Origin of the sequence: Psychroflexus gondwanensis ACAM 44, assembly GCF_000355905.1 — a bacterium.
Lineage (GTDB): Bacteria > Bacteroidota > Bacteroidia > Flavobacteriales > Flavobacteriaceae > Psychroflexus > Psychroflexus gondwanensis.
The window spans coordinates 143685-160656 of the sequence record NZ_APLF01000001.1; the positions used below are offsets into that span (position 1 = coordinate 143685).

Below are 16972 nucleotides of genomic sequence, written 5' to 3' on the forward strand. Positions count from 1 at the left end.
CTTATTAAAAGGTGAATTTATTGTAAAAAAATCAGTTCTGAATAAAAAAGCCAGTTGAAGTTATCCTCAACTGGCTCAATAATATATAAAAAAATTAGATTATACGGCGCCTTGTGCAATCATAGCATCAGCTACTTTTACAAAACCAGCAATGTTAGCCCCTTTTACATAATCTACATAACCATCTTCCTCTTTACCATAGGTAACACAAGCTTCATGGATATCGTTCATGATGTGCTTGAGTTTAGCATCTACTTCTTCTGCAGTCCAATTGTAACGCATAGAGTTTTGTGACATTTCTAATCCTGATGTTGCAACGCCTCCAGCATTTGATGCCTTTCCAGGAGAAAACAAAATTTTATTTTTATGGAATATTTCAATAGCCTCAGGCGTACATGGCATGTTGGCTCCTTCACCTACAAGCATACAACCATTATCAACCAAAGCTTGTGCATCATCTTCTAGAAGTTCATTTTGAGTGGCACAAGGCATTGCAATGTCCCCGTTTTCATGCCAAGGCGTTTTACCTTCTTCATATTTAGCAGAAGGGTACTTCTCTATATATTCTTCTATTCTTCCCCGTTTGACATTTTTTAAATTCATGATAAAATCAAGTTTTTCTCTATCTATACCATTATTATCATAAATGTAACCGCCAGAATCTGACATGGTAAGAATTTTTGCTCCTAACTCAATAGCCTTTTCAGCAGAATATTGAGCAACATTACCAGAACCAGAAATCAAAAGAGTTTTCCCTTCCAATGTTGTTCCTTGAGTTTCCAGCATGTTTTTAGTGAAATATACATTCCCGTATCCAGTAGCTTCTGGACGTATAAGAGACCCTCCATAAGACTGACCTTTACCGGTCAAAATACCTGTGAATTCATTTTGAATGCGTTTATACTGACCGAAAAGATAACCCACTTCTCGACCTCCTACACCAATATCTCCAGCGGGAACATCTGTATTGTTACCAATATGTCTGTATAATTCTGTCATAAAGCTCTGGCAGAAGCGCATCACTTCATTATCTGATTTACCTTTAGGATCAAAATCAGCTCCACCTTTACCACCTCCCATTGGCAGAGTAGTGAGGCTATTTTTAAAGACTTGTTCAAAAGCTAAAAACTTTAAAATACTTAAATTTACAGAAGGGTGAAACCTAAGCCCTCCTTTATAAGGTCCTATGGCAGAGTTCATCTGAATCCTATAGCCTCTGTTAACCTGTATCTGGCCTTCGTCATCTATCCACGTTACTCTAAACATGATTACGCGCTCTGGCTCAACCATTCGCTCCAAAAGTTTATGATTTTTATATTTTGGATGATCTTCCATAAAAGGGATGATGGCTTCTGCGACTTCGTGGACTGCTTGTAAAAATTCAGGTTGATTTGGATTTCTATCAGACACAGTATTTAAAAATTCTTCGAGTTCTTTATTCATTTTGTTATTCTTATTGTAGAGATGATTTTTCAATGTTTCCGCAAATATATAATTTCGATTTTAGAGATAACATAAAAATTGATTAATATTTGTTTGACTTCTAAGAGCTTACATCTCTTGTATTAAACTTTTTTTATCATTTAAGTTTTGTTTTTCTATATTTGTTTGCAATTAACTTCAGTATATGAAAATCAAGCTTTATCCTATTATTGTTTTTCTATTATTTTCAATCCTTGGAACCCACGAAAACCAGGCACAGATATATCATGAAGTTGGTATTATGGCAGGCCCTGTTTCTTTTAGGGGGGATTATGGTCTTAGAGGTGATAGGGAGGCTTTAAGAGAAAATATTGGCTTTGGTTTTGGGATTAATCACTATATGAATTTCGCTTATTCAGATTTTATTTCTCAATATACTAGGCAACATTTTAAAGTTAGATCTTCCTTAATATATCACACTACTACGTTAAATCATTTTGGAGCTATTGCAGATAAAGATAATCTAGGAGGTCTACAACTCAGATCTATGACTGGGAAAGCTAATGTTCTAGAAATAGGATCCGGTTTAGAATATTATCTTATGCGAATAAGAGACTTTGAAAGAGGATCTGGAACCTTTACGCCCTATGGAGGTATTGGATTGAATTTCGTTTTCTATTCTCCTGTTGCTGAAACTTCCCTAGAAGATGGACTTGGTTTACCAGAAACAACATTTCCTACTTTCTTAGCGGGTCCAGGAGAAGATCCCGCTTTTTCTAATGATTCTAGTATTACCTTATCTGCAAATTTTCAAGCTGGGGCTAAATATAAAATAACTAAAAAGTCAGATATTTTTGCAGAATTAAGATGGCATTATTATGTTTCAGATTTTGTAGATGGTCTAGAGCCTATTGGCTCGCAAAATAAATACAACGATTGGATGTTTTGGTTTACTGTTGGTTATAGCTACAGTATTGATTAAAAGTCTTTTAATTTTAATCCTCGTTCAACGAAAAATCAACCTAAAGCTTGCTTTAGATCCTCTAGCAAATCTTCTTTATCTTCGATACCCACACTAAGTCGTATTAAAGAATCTACAACACCTATTTTTTCTCTTTCCTCTTTAGGAATGCTGGCATGAGTCATGCTAGCAGGATGTCCTGCAAGAGATTCTACTCCTCCAAGAGATTCAGCTAACGTAAAAACCTTTATGTTTTCAACAAATTTAATGGCCTCTTTATAAGAATTGCCTTTAGTCGTAAATGAAACCATTCCTCCAAAATCTTTCATTTGTTTTTTAGCAATGTCATGATTAGGGTGGTCTTTAAGTCCTGGCCAGTATACGTTTTCAACTTTAGGATGATTTTGTAAATACTCAGCCACAGCTCTACCATTTTCAGAATGGCGTTGCATTCTCAAATGAAGTGTTTTGATACCCCTCAACACCAAAAAACTGTCCATTGGTCCTGCTATACCTCCACTTGCATTCTGTATAAAATACAGTTGCTCTGCAAGTTTATCGTCATTCACAACTATAGAGCCCGAGATTACATCACTATGGCCTCCTAGATATTTTGTAGCACTATGCATAACGATATCTGCACCAAAATCTAAAGGTCTTTGTAAGTAAGCGGTTGCAAAAGTATTATCTACGGCAAGAAGCACCTTATGTTTTTTAGCGATTTTGGAGATGGCTTCAATATCCACAACATTCATCATTGGATTTGTAGGCGTTTCCGCCCAAATCAATTTTGTATTCTTTGTTATATAAGATTCAATAGTGTCCATACTTTGCATCCCTATAAAGTGAAATTTTATACCGAAATCTTTATAAATTGTATTGAATAATCTATAAGTTCCACCATACAAGTCATTGGTAGAAATGACTTCATCACCAGGTTTTAAAGTTTTTATGATAGCATCTATTGCGGCAAGTCCAGAAGCAAAGGCAAGCCCATGCTTACCGTTTTCAATAGAGGCGATCGATTTTTCTAAAGCAGAACGGGTTGGGTTTCCACTTCTAGAGTATTCGAAACCTTTATGGCTTCCAGGTGTCTTTTGACTAAAGGTAGACGTTTGATAAATTGGAGACATAACAGATCCATAAGCCGGATCAATATCTTGTTGACCTCCATGTATAGCTTTGGTATTAAATTTCATATTAAAATAGTTTACAATAAATGTAAAGGTAGTTGCCTTTAATCGCAACTGCGAATTTTAGTTTATCCTATTCTTAACAAACACCAATGAATTCGGTTTTAAAATCTTTATTTTGCAATTACTTTAAAAACACAAAATGAAAGATAAATTCTACAATTATATAGCAGCCCTTCAAGACGTAATTACTAGCAAATTGGAAACTGTAGATGGTTCAGCAACATTTTCTGAAGATATCTGGGAACGTAAAGAAGGAGGGGGAGGACGAACGCGTGTAATTGAAAATGGATCTGTTTTTGAAAAAGGAGGGGTCAATATTTCTGCAGTTCACGGAGATTTGCCAGAAGCTATGCAAAATTATTTCAATGTTCAGGACTGTGATTTTTTTGCCTGTGGAATTAGTTTAGTTCTTCATCCAAAAAACCCAATGGTACCCACTGTCCATGCCAACTTTAGATATTTTGAGATGTATAATAAGCACGGTAAAGTTGTGGACCAGTGGTTTGGAGGAGGACAAGATTTAACCCCTTACTATCTTTTTGAAGAGGATGCCATCCATTTTCATAAAGTTTCAAAATCGGCCTGCGATCCTTTTGGTTCGCATCTGTATTCGGATTATAAAGACAATTGTGATCGGTATTTCTGGAATGCTCATAGAAATGAAGCTCGAGGTGTAGGAGGCTTGTTTTTTGACTATTTAAAACCAACCTCAAAGCGAAGTTTAGAGGAGATTTATAATTTTGTCACTGCTTGTGGTGATCGCTTTTTGGAGGCGTATGTTCCAATAGTTGAAGCTAGAAAAACACTAGCCTACACAAAAGAGCAAAGAAATTGGCAAGAGATAAGAAGAGGCCGTTATGTAGAGTTTAATCTTGTGCATGATAAAGGCACTTTGTTCGGTCTTAAAACAAATGGTAGAATAGAAAGTATCTTGATGAGTCTTCCTCCACACGTCCAGTGGCAATACAATTACCACCCAGCATCTGGTTCTGAAGAGGACATTTTACTTAAGGTTTTACAGAGCCCAAAAAATTGGATATAAAAAAAGGCTGCTTTGAGAAAAGCAGCCTTTTTAGATTTTAAACTATAGTTAGTCTTCATCTTCATTGACAATATCTTTAAGGACAAAATCTTCCATGAATTTTGTGGTATAATTCCCTTCAATATAATCTGGATGTTCCATCAATTGAGCGTGGAAAGGGATGGTAGTTTTTACACCTTCTACCACAAACTCACTTAATGCACGCCTCATTTTGCTAATTGCTTCTGGTCTGGTTTGAGCAGTTGCTATAAGCTTAGCAATCATAGAATCGTAGTTTGGTGGTATCACATATCCGCTATATACGTGAGTATCTACTCTTATACCGTGACCACCAGGCAAATGAAGCGTATCAATTTTTCCAGGGGAAGGTCTGAAATTGTTAAAGGGATCTTCAGCATTTATCCTACACTCTATAGAATGTAATTTGGGGTAGTAATTTTTACCTGAAATAGGAACTCCAGAAGCAACTAGAATTTGCTCTCTCACCAAATCGTGATCTACCACTTCATCTGTAATAGGGTGCTCTACTTGAATACGTGTATTCATTTCCATAAAATAGAAATTCCTATGCTTATCCACCAAGAACTCTATAGTCCCAGCCCCTTCATATTTGATATATTCAGCAGCTTTTACAGCAGCATTCCCCATTTTTTCTCGGAGTTCGTCTGTCATAAACGGGGAAGGGACTTCCTCCGTTAATTTCTGATGCCTTCTCTGTATAGAGCAATCACGTTCAGACAAATGGCAGGCTTTTCCTGTTTGGTCACCTACGATTTGTATTTCGATATGGCGCGGCTCTTCAATAAGCTTTTCCATATACATATCGTCATTTCCGAAACCTGCTTTTGCTTCTTGTCTTGCGGACTCCCATGCTGTCTCTAGCTGTTCTTCACTTTTAACTGCACGCATACCTTTACCACCACCACCAGCTGTAGCTTTTAGCATAACTGGATAGCCAATTTTTTTAGCAGTCTTTTTGCAGTCTTCGAAATTTTTAAGGATGCCTTCAGATCCAGGAACACAAGGGACACCAGCAGCTTTCATGGTAGCTTTAGCGCTAGCTTTATCTCCCATTTTATCAATCATCTCTGGCGTAGCACCAATAAACTTGATATCGTGTTCTTCGCAAATTCTTGAAAATGCAGCATTTTCAGATAAGAATCCATAACCAGGATGGATCGCATCTGCATTAATGATTTCTGCAGCAGAAATGATATTTGGTATTTTAAGATAAGACTCGCTACTTTGTGGCGGTCCTATACACACAGCCTCATCTGCAAATCTTACATGAAGACTTTCTTTGTCTGCTGTGGAATAAACTGCAACCGTTTTAATACCCATTTCTTTACAAGTACGGATGATACGTAAAGCAATCTCTCCACGGTTGGCTATGAGAATTTTTTTGAACATGAACGTTTGTTTTAGTTAAAGATAAAATCCAAATCGTAAAATATTTACGATGGATCTACTAAGAAAAGTGGCTGATCGAACTCTACAGGTGAAGAGTCATCAACAAGCACTTTTACAATCTTACCAGAAACTTCGCTTTCAATTTCATTGAAAAGTTTCATAGCTTCTATTGTACATAGAACATCTCCTTCTTTTATTTCACTGCCTACTTCTACAAATACTTTTTTGTCTGGAGAGGGCTTTCTGTAAAACGTTCCTATGATTGGTGATTTGATGGTTATGTACTTATCATCATCATTGGCTTTTGCAGGTGCTACTTCTTCAGAAGAAGGGGCAGGAGACTGTTGGTTGTAAGCGGGTGCTTGCGGGTGCATCTGTTGCTGAGGCATGCCCATAGGCATTTGTTGGACATAGGTTTTTCCATCATCTTCACTTCCTGTTTTGATGGTGATTTTAATATCGTCCATTTCGAGTTTGACTTCGCTTGCTCCAGACTTTGCAACAAATTTAATTAAGTTTTGAATTTCCTTTAAATCCATAGTTCTAGGTTTTTTAGGGTTACGAATTATATGCCCACTTTAAGTAGATGGAGCCCCATGAAAAGCCTCCACCAAACGCAGTAAATATAATATTATCTCCCTTTTTAAGTTGTTTTTCGTAATCGCTTAATAATAATGGTAATGTTGCGGAAGTTGTATTTCCGTAACGTTGTATATTCATCAGTACTTTTTGAGAATCTATATCCATTCGTTTGTATATAGCATCAATGATCCTTTTATTTGCTTGATGTGGTACTAGCCAATCTACATCTTTTACAGTAAGGTTATTCTTAAACATAATTTCTTCACTTACATCTGCCATTTTCGATACTGCAAACTTAAACACAGTTTTACCATCTTGAAACACAAAATGTTGTTTATTTTTAACGGTATCTTCAGATGCAGGTAATAACGAGCCTCCAGCATCTATTTTTAAAAATTGGCGACCAGCACCATCAGTTCTCAAAATCTCATCTTGAACACCTAAACCTTCTTCATTTGCAGAAAATAATACCGCACCACCACCATCTCCAAAGATGATAGACGTGCTCCTGTCTGTATAATCTATGATGGAAGACATCTTATCTGCGCCTACTAGAAGAATGTGTTTATATTTCTTTGATTCAATATATGAAGAGGCTACTGACATACCATACAGAAAACCTGAACAAGCAGATTGTAAGTCGAAGGAAAATGCATTAACGGCGCCAATTTCCGTCGCCAAAAATGCAGCTGAAGAAGCTATTTGCATGTCTGGTGTAGCCGTTGCAAAAATAACGAGATCTACTTCTTCTGGTCGAGTTGTAGCCTTACTAAACAAATCTTCACAGGCCTTTATGCCTAAAAAAGAAGATCCTTGATGGGGTAATTTCAGTATTCGCCTTTCCTTAATGCCAGTTCTGGAAGTAATCCAGTCATCGTTTGTCTCTATCATACTCTCCAATATCTTATTGGTAAGAACATAGTCTGGAACATATCCACCTACGGCAGTGATGGCCGCTTTCACATCACTCATAAAAATAAATTTCTTCTTTCTTCTGAAATAATTGAATCAAAATAGCATGTATAAGTATGCAAATTAAGTTGTTTTTTGGTTGCCGACAAAAAAACCTTCACAACATTTAATTAACAATTTATGAAGGACAACTTTATAAGTCTAGTAAAAGTGACAGTAGAAATTTGAATTTATAAAAATTTCAGGGCTTTCATCATAATGAAAGCCCTGAAAAAGAATATATTGATTTACAAATCAAATTTTATACCTTGAGCTAGAGGCAGATCTTTAGTATAGTTGATGGTATTGGTTTGCCTTCTCATATATACTTTCCAAGCATCAGAGCCAGATTCTCTTCCGCCACCTGTTTCTTTCTCTCCTCCAAAAGCGCCTCCAATTTCTGCTCCAGAGGTGCCAATATTTACGTTTGCGATACCACAATCTGAGCCTTCAACAGATAAGAACATTTCAGCTTCCCGGAGATTATTAGTCATAATTGCAGAAGATAATCCTTGCACAACTCCGTTCTGAAGGTCTAATGCATTATCAACTTCTCCAGTATATTTCATGATATAAAGTACTGGAGCAAAAGTTTCATGTTGAACAATATCAAAGTGATTTTCAGCTTCTGCGATAGCAGGTTTTACATAACAACCACTCTCGTAACCTTCACCTTCCAAAACTCCACCTTCAACCAGTATTTTTCCTCCTTCTCTTTTCACTTCTTCTAAGGCATGTAGATAATTTTTGACGGCATCCTTATCTATTAAAGGACCAACGTGATTATTTTCATCCAAAGGATTTCCAATTCGGATTTGCTTATAAGCATCAACTATGGCATTTTTCACTTTATCATAAATCGATTCATGAATGATGATACGTCGAGTTGAGGTACATCTTTGTCCACAAGTTCCTACAGCTCCAAAAACAGCACCGATCACGGTATTCTTAATATCCGCATCTGGAGTGACAATGATGGCATTATTCCCTCCAAGCTCTAGTAAAGATTTTCCTAAGCGTTTAGCGACTTCTTGAGCAACAATCTTACCCATTCTAATGGATCCTGTGGCAGAAACAAGTGAGATACGTTTGTCTTGGGTCATATATTCCCCGACGTTGTGATCTCCTGTAATAAGTGAAGAAATACCCTCTGGGACTCCGTTAGCTTCAAATACTCTTGCTGCTATTTTTTGGCAGGCCACAGAAGTTAAAGGTGTTTTTTCTGATCCTTTCCAAATACAGGCATCTCCGCAAACCCAAGCCAAAGCTGTGTTCCAAGACCAAACAGCTACAGGAAAGTTGAAGGCAGAAATAATACCAACAACTCCAAGAGGATGCCATTGTTCATACATTCTATGTCCAGGGCGTTCACTATGCATAGTAAGACCATGCAATTGTCTAGAAAGTCCAACCGCAAAATCACAGATGTCTATCATTTCTTGTACTTCTCCAAGACCTTCTTGATAGGATTTTCCCATTTCGTAAGATACCAGTTTTCCTAATGGAGCTTTAAGTCTTCTAAACTCATCGTTCAATTGGCGAACGACCTCTCCTCTTGCGGGTGCCGGCCAAGTCCTCCATTCTTTAAAACTTTTGTGAGCTGTACTCGCCACTTTTTCATAATCTTCTTGCGAAGTCGCCTGTACTTTTCCAATGGAAGCTCCGTCGACAGGAGAGAACGACTCTATCATTTCTCCACTGGCAAAAAAATCTTTTCCTATAGAGGTTCCTTTATTTTCCTTTTGCACATCGAGTTGCTTTAAAGCTTCATCGATGCCGAATTCTTTTGAAATATGACTCATAACTATTTTGATATTTTTAAGATTTGTAGCGAATTTAGTAAATTTAATTTAGCTCTATAGCTCAGACTGTAAATCGCTCATCTACAGGCATTACTTCCCCACAATTATTGCAGGTTCTTAGCGAGGTATTGGAATAAAAATCTTTGAAGTGTCTCAAAAAGTCCTTTTCAATATCTTCCAAAGGGAAATAAACATCGTGCAATTTGTGGTTACAGTGGTCGCAATACCATAATAAGCCATCCTGTATATCCAAGTTTATTCTTTTGCGCTCTATCACCAAACCTATAGAGCCTTCGTGTCTTTCTGGAGAATGTGGAACTTTAGCAGGATGTAAATACATGTCGCCAGGCCCTAAAGCCATAGTTTTCTTTTTCCCATCTTCTTGAATATGAACTTCAATATGTCCTTCCAACTGATAAAACAACTCTTCAGTTTCATTATAATGGTAATCCTTGCGGGCATTTGGTCCACCAACTATCATAACAATATAATCTCCAGAGTCTTTGTATAAGTTTTTATTACCAACGGGTGGCTTTAGCAAGTCTCGATTGTCTTTTATCCATTTCGTTAAATTAAAGGGTTTGCTTATGCTCATCTTAATTTTTTATTTTAAAAGTAATGAAACCAAATCTTCTAAGGATGTGGCTTAAGTTTAGATTAGCATTATTTACTCCAACTTGCTTTCCCTCCTTTTGCAGAATCTACATTTATTTTATAATTACGGCCGCCCGAAATGATCCATCTTACTTTTACGGTTTCCATTCCTGGAATATTTGGAACTTTTATTGTTTCAGGAGAATGGACTTGCTCTTTAACTTTATTAAAATCGTCGTCTTCTACAATCATTCCTGCTACAACATTGGCATTGGTAATACTAACCAGGTCTGGTCTTTCAATTTTGAATTTCAAATCTTGACCACTATGTGTAGGCATCAATCTTTCATTATATAAAGTAGCGGTCACCTCTTTAAGACCATTACCTAGATTCTTCTCTTTAACATCTGTAATGCTTAATTTGGGAGTTTGATAGGCATGATAAATAGTGAAGGCCATATTTCTGTGGGCATCTTGTTCAAGAAGAAAACCAGGATGAGCCCTGCCAAAATTCTTTTTAAAACCACCTACTTCTATGCTGCCATATTGAGGGTGACTGTACTCCTTCCAATCTACAAAGGCATCTCCAAAGGTAAGATACTTGTCTACTTTTAACTCTTCTTCTTGGTTGGCTCTTCCTTCATTTTTATGGAAATAAAGATAAGAGACCATGAGTTCATTCGTGTAAGTGTAAATTCCTCTGCCGCCATAAAACCAATCCAACTCACCACCAAATACGGAGTATAAATCTTTATAAACGGTTAGATATCGATAGCCTGGAATCATCTCCTCTCCTTTTTTTGCTATCGCATCGTAGATTCTTACATCTTCTTTATTGTAAGTATCGACATCTTCTTCAGCTCCTGGACCTCTCAAAATCATGCCCCCATAATTATGGTAACTCTGTGCTCCTGCAATATTGGGGTGTTTCATCACAAAATCTGCGACAGCCCTATTTTCTGGTAAACTAAAAGGATACTTATAAGCGCCACGTTGTACATAATCTGGTTGCCATTTCCAACCCCAATCTCTATTGGGGTCATAGTAACCTATCCCATCTTCATTAACCTCACCATCGCCATCTTTATCTATTCCTTCAAAACCAAGCATTTCATAGACTCCTTGTTCTTCTGCAGCAACTCTTATTAATCGTCTTTCATCTTGGGGGTCTTTAATAAATCGGCCTGTAGGCGATTTCCGAATCATATAGGTAATATGATTATCTCCGTTGAGATCATCAAAACCATCTTCACCAGCCTCGCCATCGCCATCGTTGTCTAAGACTAGCATTCCAGATCTTGGAGAGTGAGGCGTGTTAGGTTCTTTCATATAGTTATCTCTCGCATCGGGGTTGATGGTTGGGACTATATAAAAGGTTTTATCCTTTAATAATTGATTTATAAATTCTAAATCATTAAACATTTCAGTGAGATACCAAGCGGTATATAAAGAAAATTCTGCGCCCTGTATTTCATTAGAATGGATGTTTCCATCTATATACATAGCAGGCTTTTCATCTGGATTTCCAGTATTGAAATCAGAAATGGTTAACATGTAAATAGACCTGTCTTCATAGGATTTGCCTATGCTTTCCAATCGGGCCAATTTTGGATAAGCCTTAGCTATTTTCTTCATAATATCTACCACCCCATCGTAAGTGTTGTAACGATTCCAGCTAGCTTCTACTTTGGGTTCATGAGGGGTGCCAATAGCTCTAAAAAACTTTTCTTGTGCTTCGCTCACGGAACCCATTGTCATCGCTATAATGAAGCATAGTATGGAGGTGTAATTAATCGTTTTCATAGCTTATAAGTTTAGGTTCAATTCGGTAAAGCCAGTATGAGGAGCACCCGCTTTTATGTTTACTTTTCCATTAGTTTTCACAATCCAAGACAAGGATTTACTTTCTAAAGACTGCATTTTTTTCACTAATTCAATTTTATTTCCAGCAAGGATATCGTCTTTAGGGGCATCAATTTCAATCCTAATTTTTTTGAGCCATCGCGATCGTTCACCAAGATCGGAATGAGTAGGAAGGTTTGCATTGTTTAACAAATCTACAGTAATTCGTTGAAGGCCTCCTTTTAGGTTTTCGACCTTTAGGTTATGGAATTCTAGTTGAGGTTGTTGCTCTGCTAACTTCAAAATGAAACGAGAGTGCTCTATGGCTATACTGTCTACTTTACCAAAAGGAGGATTATCCATAACAAAGGGTTTTACACCGCCAACTTCAACCGTTTGATTTTTGAAATCTGGATGATCAATTTTCTCCCAATCTACAAACACGTTATCTAGATTTTCTTGTTCTGCCCATTTTAAAAAGTTAGAAACCTTTGTCTCTTTAATTTTTGTTTCTGAAGTGGCTGTAGAATCTTTTTTTGCTTCTGGAACCCACCATCCAGGGGTACTAAAGCTTAATCTCCCAAAATGGAAATAGGCCCACTGAAAGAAATCCCCATCAGTTCCCATATTCTCTTGCAGGTAAGGCTTTTGTGAAATGGTTTTGTTATAGAGTTCTGAAACCATTTTGTTGATAGCAACGTCGCCTTCTGAAGGTGAAGACACTATTCTCTTTTTAGCATCTTGGGCATTATACTTAAGTGGGGATGACAGATTATTAGCAGGGCCAAAAGTTATAAACGCATAAATATTCCATTGTTTAAAAAGATAATCGAGCAGTGCTCTACTTTCTTTTTGAGAAACAGCAAAATCACCTGCAAGCGGCTCAAAAGCAGGAAAGTTATAAGTCAAACTTTTATTGAAAGCTACGCCTTCTTCTAGGTCTTCATTAAATTCCCCGTCCTTATCATTATCAATTCCTTCTGAATATACTAGGTAACGTTTTGTTGATTGAGAGCTGGTGTCCATTTGTATCATGACTCTAGAATCATGAGGGTGGGAGGTGTATTTTCCTAAAGGACTCTCAACACGCATTTGAGTAATGACACCATCTTTATTAAGATCTTCGTAAGGGTCCTCCTTTGAGGTTCCATCACGATCGTGATCCAAACTTGCCGTATTACCTCTACGCTCATACTTTAGTTGCTTGTGGTATTGAGAATAGGCTTCTGGTGATAGGTTAGGAAATACGTAAAAGGTAGTTTTTTCTAGGGCCGAAGACTCATCTTTTATGAGACGTTCAGCAAATTGTAGTGCCAATTCCACACTAAGAAGATGGTACCCTTCCACTCCGCCAAGAACAGCAAAGGCAGGTTTGTTATCAAGATCTCCTGTACCTATTTTAAGAACATAGATATCATGTCCTCCGTCAGTTTTGGTGATCGATGAAAGCTTTACTTTGGAATCTTTACCCAAAGCTTCCAGTCTATTGGTATATTGTTCTATATCTGGATAATCATTTTGGGAAAAAACTAAACTTTGAACCACCAACACTATTAGAATTGTAACGATTTTCTTCATTGTATAAAATTTTCATAAAAATAATTTTATTTTTTTCTTAAAAAGTGAAATTTTGAATTTAATTTCAACGCCTGTAACAAGCATGAAAACTTCAGAAAGAACTTAGATAAAAAACAACACTTTTCTTCAATAATTAATTTTTATAGTATTGATCTAGGCTTGCAAATTTACATCTGGATCTTACCAAAGGAAATAATATAAAATTCTACGGCTTAGGAGGTTTGTGCTTAAGAACCTTAAGAAACATCGTCATTAGTATGGTTTTGCATAGGTGCAAAAGAAATGCAGTTGTAAATTTAGGAGTCAATCTGGGACTTGGTGCTCAACTGTTTACAAAAGATAATTTTAGACTCTTTGCAGAGGGCAAGTATATCATTTCTGAACTAGATCGTTTTGTGCTTTCTGTTGGAATGCTTTTAATCTTTAAGGAATATCTTTTTTGGTGAGGATAATTATATCCCTTTACTTAAAAATATAACCCCAGAGCATCGGAGGAAACTGATGACTCTCCCTTAAATCAAATAAAAAACCGCTTTAAAAAAGCGGTTTTGAGATAAAGTGGAGAATATCGGACTACTTTTTTAGTAAATTGACATTCTCCTATAAATAGCAGAAGCGGTTTAAACCCCTGTTTTACTGTATCTTATCCTAAATCACTCTTGTTTTTCAATTCAATTTTGTTGCTATTAATAGTAGTTAATTCAATCTAATCGTACAGAAATCGTACATTTTTTATTTTTTGTACGGTAGTATTAAATTCAAAATTGACAAAAATGGCATCGGTAAATTTTCTATACAGATCAAATCGAAATGAAGCAGCTCTAACATTGCGTTTTCTGTTTAGACACCAAGAAAAAGATTATGTGTTTTCAACCAAAACAAAACTAATTATCACAAGAAAATACTGGGAAAAAGTTCACTTCAAAAAAAGGATTAAAGATTTAGACTCCTCGTTTGAAAAATCAAGAATTCAAAATGAACTAAACAATATTGAAAGCCACGTAATCAGATTGTTTAATGACAACAAAAATTCAAAAATTGACAAAAATTGGTTAAAGAAAATTATTCACGATTTTTATTATCCAAAGGAAATAAAAAATATTCCTGAAAATATTATTGACTTTATAGAATTTTACATCAATTATAGAAAAAATGAATTAAAAATTACTTCAATAAACAAGTATAGAGTTATCAAAAATAAATTAATAAGGCTAGAAAATTATAGGAAGGAATCACTATCGGTCAAAGATATAAATGAAGACTTCAAAAAGGAATTCGTTGATTATCAAAAAAGAGAAGGTTACGCTAAAAATACTATTCAAAAGGAATTAGCTTTTATTAAGACCTTTTGCAAACAGGCACGTTATATGGGACTTGAAGTAAGTAGCCAAATGGATAATTTGAAAACTGAAAAAGAAAATATCGAGAAAATATATCTTAACATTGAAGAGCTTAGCAAAATTGAATCATTAGATAACTTACCACAAGATTTAGATGAAGCCAGAGATTGGCTAGTGATAAGCTGTTTTTGTGGACAAAGGATATCCGACTTTATGCGATTTAATAAAGAAATGATAAGGGAAGAGAATGGAAAGAAATTTATTGAGTTTACCCAAAGAAAAACAAATAAGATTATGACTGTACCATTACATCATAAAATATTGGACATTTTAGACAAAAGGTATGGGGAATTTCCTAAAGCAATATTTTTTCACAAGTACAATCAGCTCATCAAAACTATATGTAAAATCGCTAAAATAGATGATTTAGTAAAAGGAAGTAGAATGAAAAAAATAGGTACAGGTAAATTTAAGTATAGAAAAAAAGACGGGGTATATAAAAAGCATGAACTTATTACCTCTCACGTGGGGAGAAGGTCATTTGCAAGCAACTATTATGGTAAAATCCCAACAACCTATCTTATCTTTATTACAGGACATAGTTCTGAAAAAATGTTCCTAAACTATATGGGGAAAAGCAACAAAGATTTAGCCGTAGAGGTTAGCAAATATTTTTAAATAGTTCTATGGAACTTGAAAGGGAGTAAATACTGATGCTTGTTTTATTGAAGAGTATTTATTTTACAATAAAGTAATGACATTGTTAAAAACTCTTAAACTTATAAAATAACTCAAACTTTTAAAGTGACAGCCATATAAGTCTCAAAGCGAGAAGATGGCAACAATTAAATTTTATTACAGGTCTACTAAGGATAGGGGACCATTATCCTTCAAATTCCTTCATTCTCACAAAGGCAAAAATTTCCAATATTGGGTAAAAACTAAAGTTGAAGTATCTAAGTACTACTGGGAAAATTATCATACGAAAAGTGAAATCGAAAACTACGACATGGAACATTTTCAGCTTGAGACTAAATCAGAATTAAACAAGATAAAAAAACATATACTAAAAGAATTTACAAATAAACCTGACCAAACGTCACTTAGTAAAGCCTGGATTGAAACAGAAATAAGTCAATATTATTTTAACTCTAATGACTATATTCCAAGGGCTTTAACTGAATATATTGAGTTTTATCTTAAAGTAAGAAGTGATAATTTAAAAGATTCGACTAAAAAAAAATATAGAGTTCTGAAGAATAAAATCATAAGATATGAGGAAAAGAGAAATCAAACAGTTTTGATTAAAAATATAGGAGAGCGGTTTAAAGATGATTTCGAGAAATATCAAAAAGAAAATAAATATGCACAAAACACCATCCACAGGGATATTGGCTTAATTAAGACATATTGCAAGCATGCCCGAAAATATGGGCTAGAAACACATCCGCAACTAGACTTTTTGAAGGTGGAACAAGAAGAAGTTGACGTTATATATTTAAATGATTCTGAGTTAGATTCAATAAGAGAAATGAAAAATTTATCTAATGATATGCAAACCACCAAGGACTGGCTATTGCTGAGTTGTAATCTTGGCCAGAGGGTTTCAGACTTTATGGAATTTGACTTTTCAAAAACATGGTGGGAAGACGGCTTTGGATACATGAATTTTATTCAACAAAAAACAGACAAAAGGATGACGATACCCCTTTTTCAAGAGGTAATAAATATACTAAAAAGATATAATAATAATTTTCCTAAAAAAATGCAGAATTCAAAGTATAATAAAAAGCTTAAAGAACTTTGTAAAATTGCAGGGATAAACCAAAAAATCCCAGGAAAAATACTACAAAAAATAGAAGGAGTTGATGGCTATAGAAGAGTTAAGGGTGAATATGAAAAATATAATCTTATCTCCTCTCATGTGGGCAGAAGGTCTTTCGCTACAAATTATTATGGCAAAATAAAGACTTCATACATTATATCAATCACGGGGCATACAACCGAAAAAATGTATAGAAATTATTTACCGAAATCAATGAATTACGCAAGGGAAATACATGAACAAATGGCGATGTTGAAAAAAACTGCTTGACATTAAAATTTAATGTTTTGTTGTCTGTAGAACAATCGAGAGGTTTCGGGGTGCATTTTTTCTTTTCCTACTCGACTTTACATAGTTTATCCCCCAATAAGTTTGGAGTACTATTTTAAATTTTTTATATCTAACACAAAAGCAAACATTATCACGG

The 16972-nt window shown here is 35.5% G+C and carries 13 protein-coding genes; 4 read left to right on the forward strand and 9 right to left on the reverse strand.

The features are described 5' to 3' along the window. Positions 1-99: 99 nt before the first annotated feature. Positions 100-1443, reverse strand: a complete 1344-nt coding sequence (gene gdhA / locus PGOND44_RS00660) for an NADP-specific glutamate dehydrogenase (RefSeq protein WP_003434771.1) — start codon at positions 1441-1443, stop codon at positions 100-102. A gap of 184 nt (positions 1444-1627) precedes the next feature. On the opposite strand from gdhA, the gene PGOND44_RS00665 reads away from it, so the two are divergent. Beyond that, positions 1628-2404, forward strand: a complete 777-nt coding sequence (locus tag PGOND44_RS00665) for a THC0290_0291 family protein (RefSeq protein WP_003434772.1) — start codon at positions 1628-1630, stop codon at positions 2402-2404. Positions 2405-2439: 35 nt separating this feature from the next. On the opposite strand, the gene PGOND44_RS00670 is transcribed toward PGOND44_RS00665, so the two are convergent. Beyond that, positions 2440-3582 carry a cystathionine gamma-synthase gene (locus tag PGOND44_RS00670; protein ID WP_003434775.1) on the reverse strand — a complete coding sequence of 381 codons (1143 nt, stop codon included), beginning with the start codon at positions 3580-3582 and terminating at the stop codon, positions 2440-2442. 136 nt (positions 3583-3718) lie between these two features. Between PGOND44_RS00670 and hemF the strand changes: the two genes are divergently transcribed. Continuing rightward, positions 3719-4621 (forward strand): oxygen-dependent coproporphyrinogen oxidase, encoded by a 903-nt coding sequence (gene hemF / locus PGOND44_RS00675; protein ID WP_003434778.1) that lies wholly within the window; start codon positions 3719-3721, stop codon positions 4619-4621. Between the two features lie 48 nt (positions 4622-4669). On the opposite strand, the gene accC is transcribed toward hemF, so the two are convergent. The 7 genes from accC to PGOND44_RS00710 form a co-directional block, all read right to left on the reverse strand. Further along, on the reverse strand, positions 4670-6031 hold the full coding sequence (accC, locus tag PGOND44_RS00680; RefSeq protein WP_003434780.1) for an acetyl-CoA carboxylase biotin carboxylase subunit: 1362 nt from the start codon (positions 6029-6031) through the stop codon (positions 4670-4672). Positions 6032-6075: 44 nt separating this feature from the next. Continuing rightward, positions 6076-6570: an acetyl-CoA carboxylase biotin carboxyl carrier protein gene (accB, locus tag PGOND44_RS00685; RefSeq protein ID WP_003434782.1), complete on the reverse strand. Its 495-nt coding sequence runs from the start codon at positions 6568-6570 to the stop codon at positions 6076-6078. A 19-nt stretch (positions 6571-6589) separates the two neighbouring features. Next, positions 6590-7585 carry a beta-ketoacyl-ACP synthase III gene (locus PGOND44_RS00690; protein ID WP_003434783.1) on the reverse strand — a complete coding sequence of 332 codons (996 nt, stop codon included), beginning with the start codon at positions 7583-7585 and terminating at the stop codon, positions 6590-6592. 227 nt (positions 7586-7812) lie between these two features. After that, positions 7813-9366: an L-piperidine-6-carboxylate dehydrogenase gene (gene amaB / locus PGOND44_RS00695; RefSeq protein WP_003434785.1), complete on the reverse strand. Its 1554-nt coding sequence runs from the start codon at positions 9364-9366 to the stop codon at positions 7813-7815. A gap of 61 nt (positions 9367-9427) precedes the next feature. Then, the gene (locus tag PGOND44_RS00700) at positions 9428-9961 is read right to left on the reverse strand and encodes a 3-hydroxyanthranilate 3,4-dioxygenase (protein ID WP_003434787.1); all 534 of its coding nucleotides are present in this window, start codon (positions 9959-9961) and stop codon (positions 9428-9430) included. A 68-nt stretch (positions 9962-10029) separates the two neighbouring features. Further along, entirely contained in the window at positions 10030-11763 is a 1734-nt protein-coding gene (locus PGOND44_RS00705) for a M14 family metallopeptidase (RefSeq protein ID WP_003434789.1), read from the reverse strand. Between the two features lie 3 nt (positions 11764-11766). Continuing rightward, on the reverse strand, positions 11767-13380 hold the full coding sequence (locus PGOND44_RS00710) for a M14 family metallopeptidase (RefSeq protein ID WP_003434790.1): 1614 nt from the start codon (positions 13378-13380) through the stop codon (positions 11767-11769). Between the two features lie 773 nt (positions 13381-14153). On the opposite strand from PGOND44_RS00710, the gene PGOND44_RS00720 reads away from it, so the two are divergent. Further along, the gene (locus tag PGOND44_RS00720; RefSeq protein ID WP_003434795.1) at positions 14154-15398 is read left to right on the forward strand and encodes a phage integrase SAM-like domain-containing protein; all 1245 of its coding nucleotides are present in this window, start codon (positions 14154-14156) and stop codon (positions 15396-15398) included. 157 nt (positions 15399-15555) lie between these two features. Beyond that, the gene (locus tag PGOND44_RS00725; protein WP_003434798.1) at positions 15556-16815 is read left to right on the forward strand and encodes a phage integrase SAM-like domain-containing protein; all 1260 of its coding nucleotides are present in this window, start codon (positions 15556-15558) and stop codon (positions 16813-16815) included. Positions 16816-16972: the final 157 nt, after the last annotated feature.

Bases quoted from the DNA above. Each gene is read 5' to 3' on its own strand.
- PGOND44_RS00700 (WP_003434787.1), bottom strand. From the start codon at position 9,961: ATGAGCATAAGCAAACCCTTTAATTTAACGAAATGGATAAAAGACAAT.
- PGOND44_RS00705 (WP_003434789.1), bottom strand. From the start codon at position 11,763: ATGAAAACGATTAATTACACCTCCATACTATGCTTCATTATAGCGATG.
- PGOND44_RS00720 (WP_003434795.1), top strand. From the start codon at position 14,154: ATGGCATCGGTAAATTTTCTATACAGATCAAATCGAAATGAAGCAGCT.
- gdhA (WP_003434771.1), bottom strand. From the start codon at position 1,443: ATGAATAAAGAACTCGAAGAATTTTTAAATACTGTGTCTGATAGAAAT.
- accC (WP_003434780.1), bottom strand. From the start codon at position 6,031: ATGTTCAAAAAAATTCTCATAGCCAACCGTGGAGAGATTGCTTTACGT.
- PGOND44_RS00710 (WP_003434790.1), bottom strand. From the start codon at position 13,380: ATGAAGAAAATCGTTACAATTCTAATAGTGTTGGTGGTTCAAAGTTTA.
- PGOND44_RS00665 (WP_003434772.1), top strand. From the start codon at position 1,628: ATGAAAATCAAGCTTTATCCTATTATTGTTTTTCTATTATTTTCAATC.
- PGOND44_RS00690 (WP_003434783.1), bottom strand. From the start codon at position 7,585: ATGAGTGATGTGAAAGCGGCCATCACTGCCGTAGGTGGATATGTTCCA.
- accB (WP_003434782.1), bottom strand. From the start codon at position 6,570: ATGGATTTAAAGGAAATTCAAAACTTAATTAAATTTGTTGCAAAGTCT.
- hemF (WP_003434778.1), top strand. From the start codon at position 3,719: ATGAAAGATAAATTCTACAATTATATAGCAGCCCTTCAAGACGTAATT.
- PGOND44_RS00670 (WP_003434775.1), bottom strand. From the start codon at position 3,582: ATGAAATTTAATACCAAAGCTATACATGGAGGTCAACAAGATATTGAT.
- PGOND44_RS00725 (WP_003434798.1), top strand. From the start codon at position 15,556: ATGGCAACAATTAAATTTTATTACAGGTCTACTAAGGATAGGGGACCA.
- amaB (WP_003434785.1), bottom strand. From the start codon at position 9,366: ATGAGTCATATTTCAAAAGAATTCGGCATCGATGAAGCTTTAAAGCAA.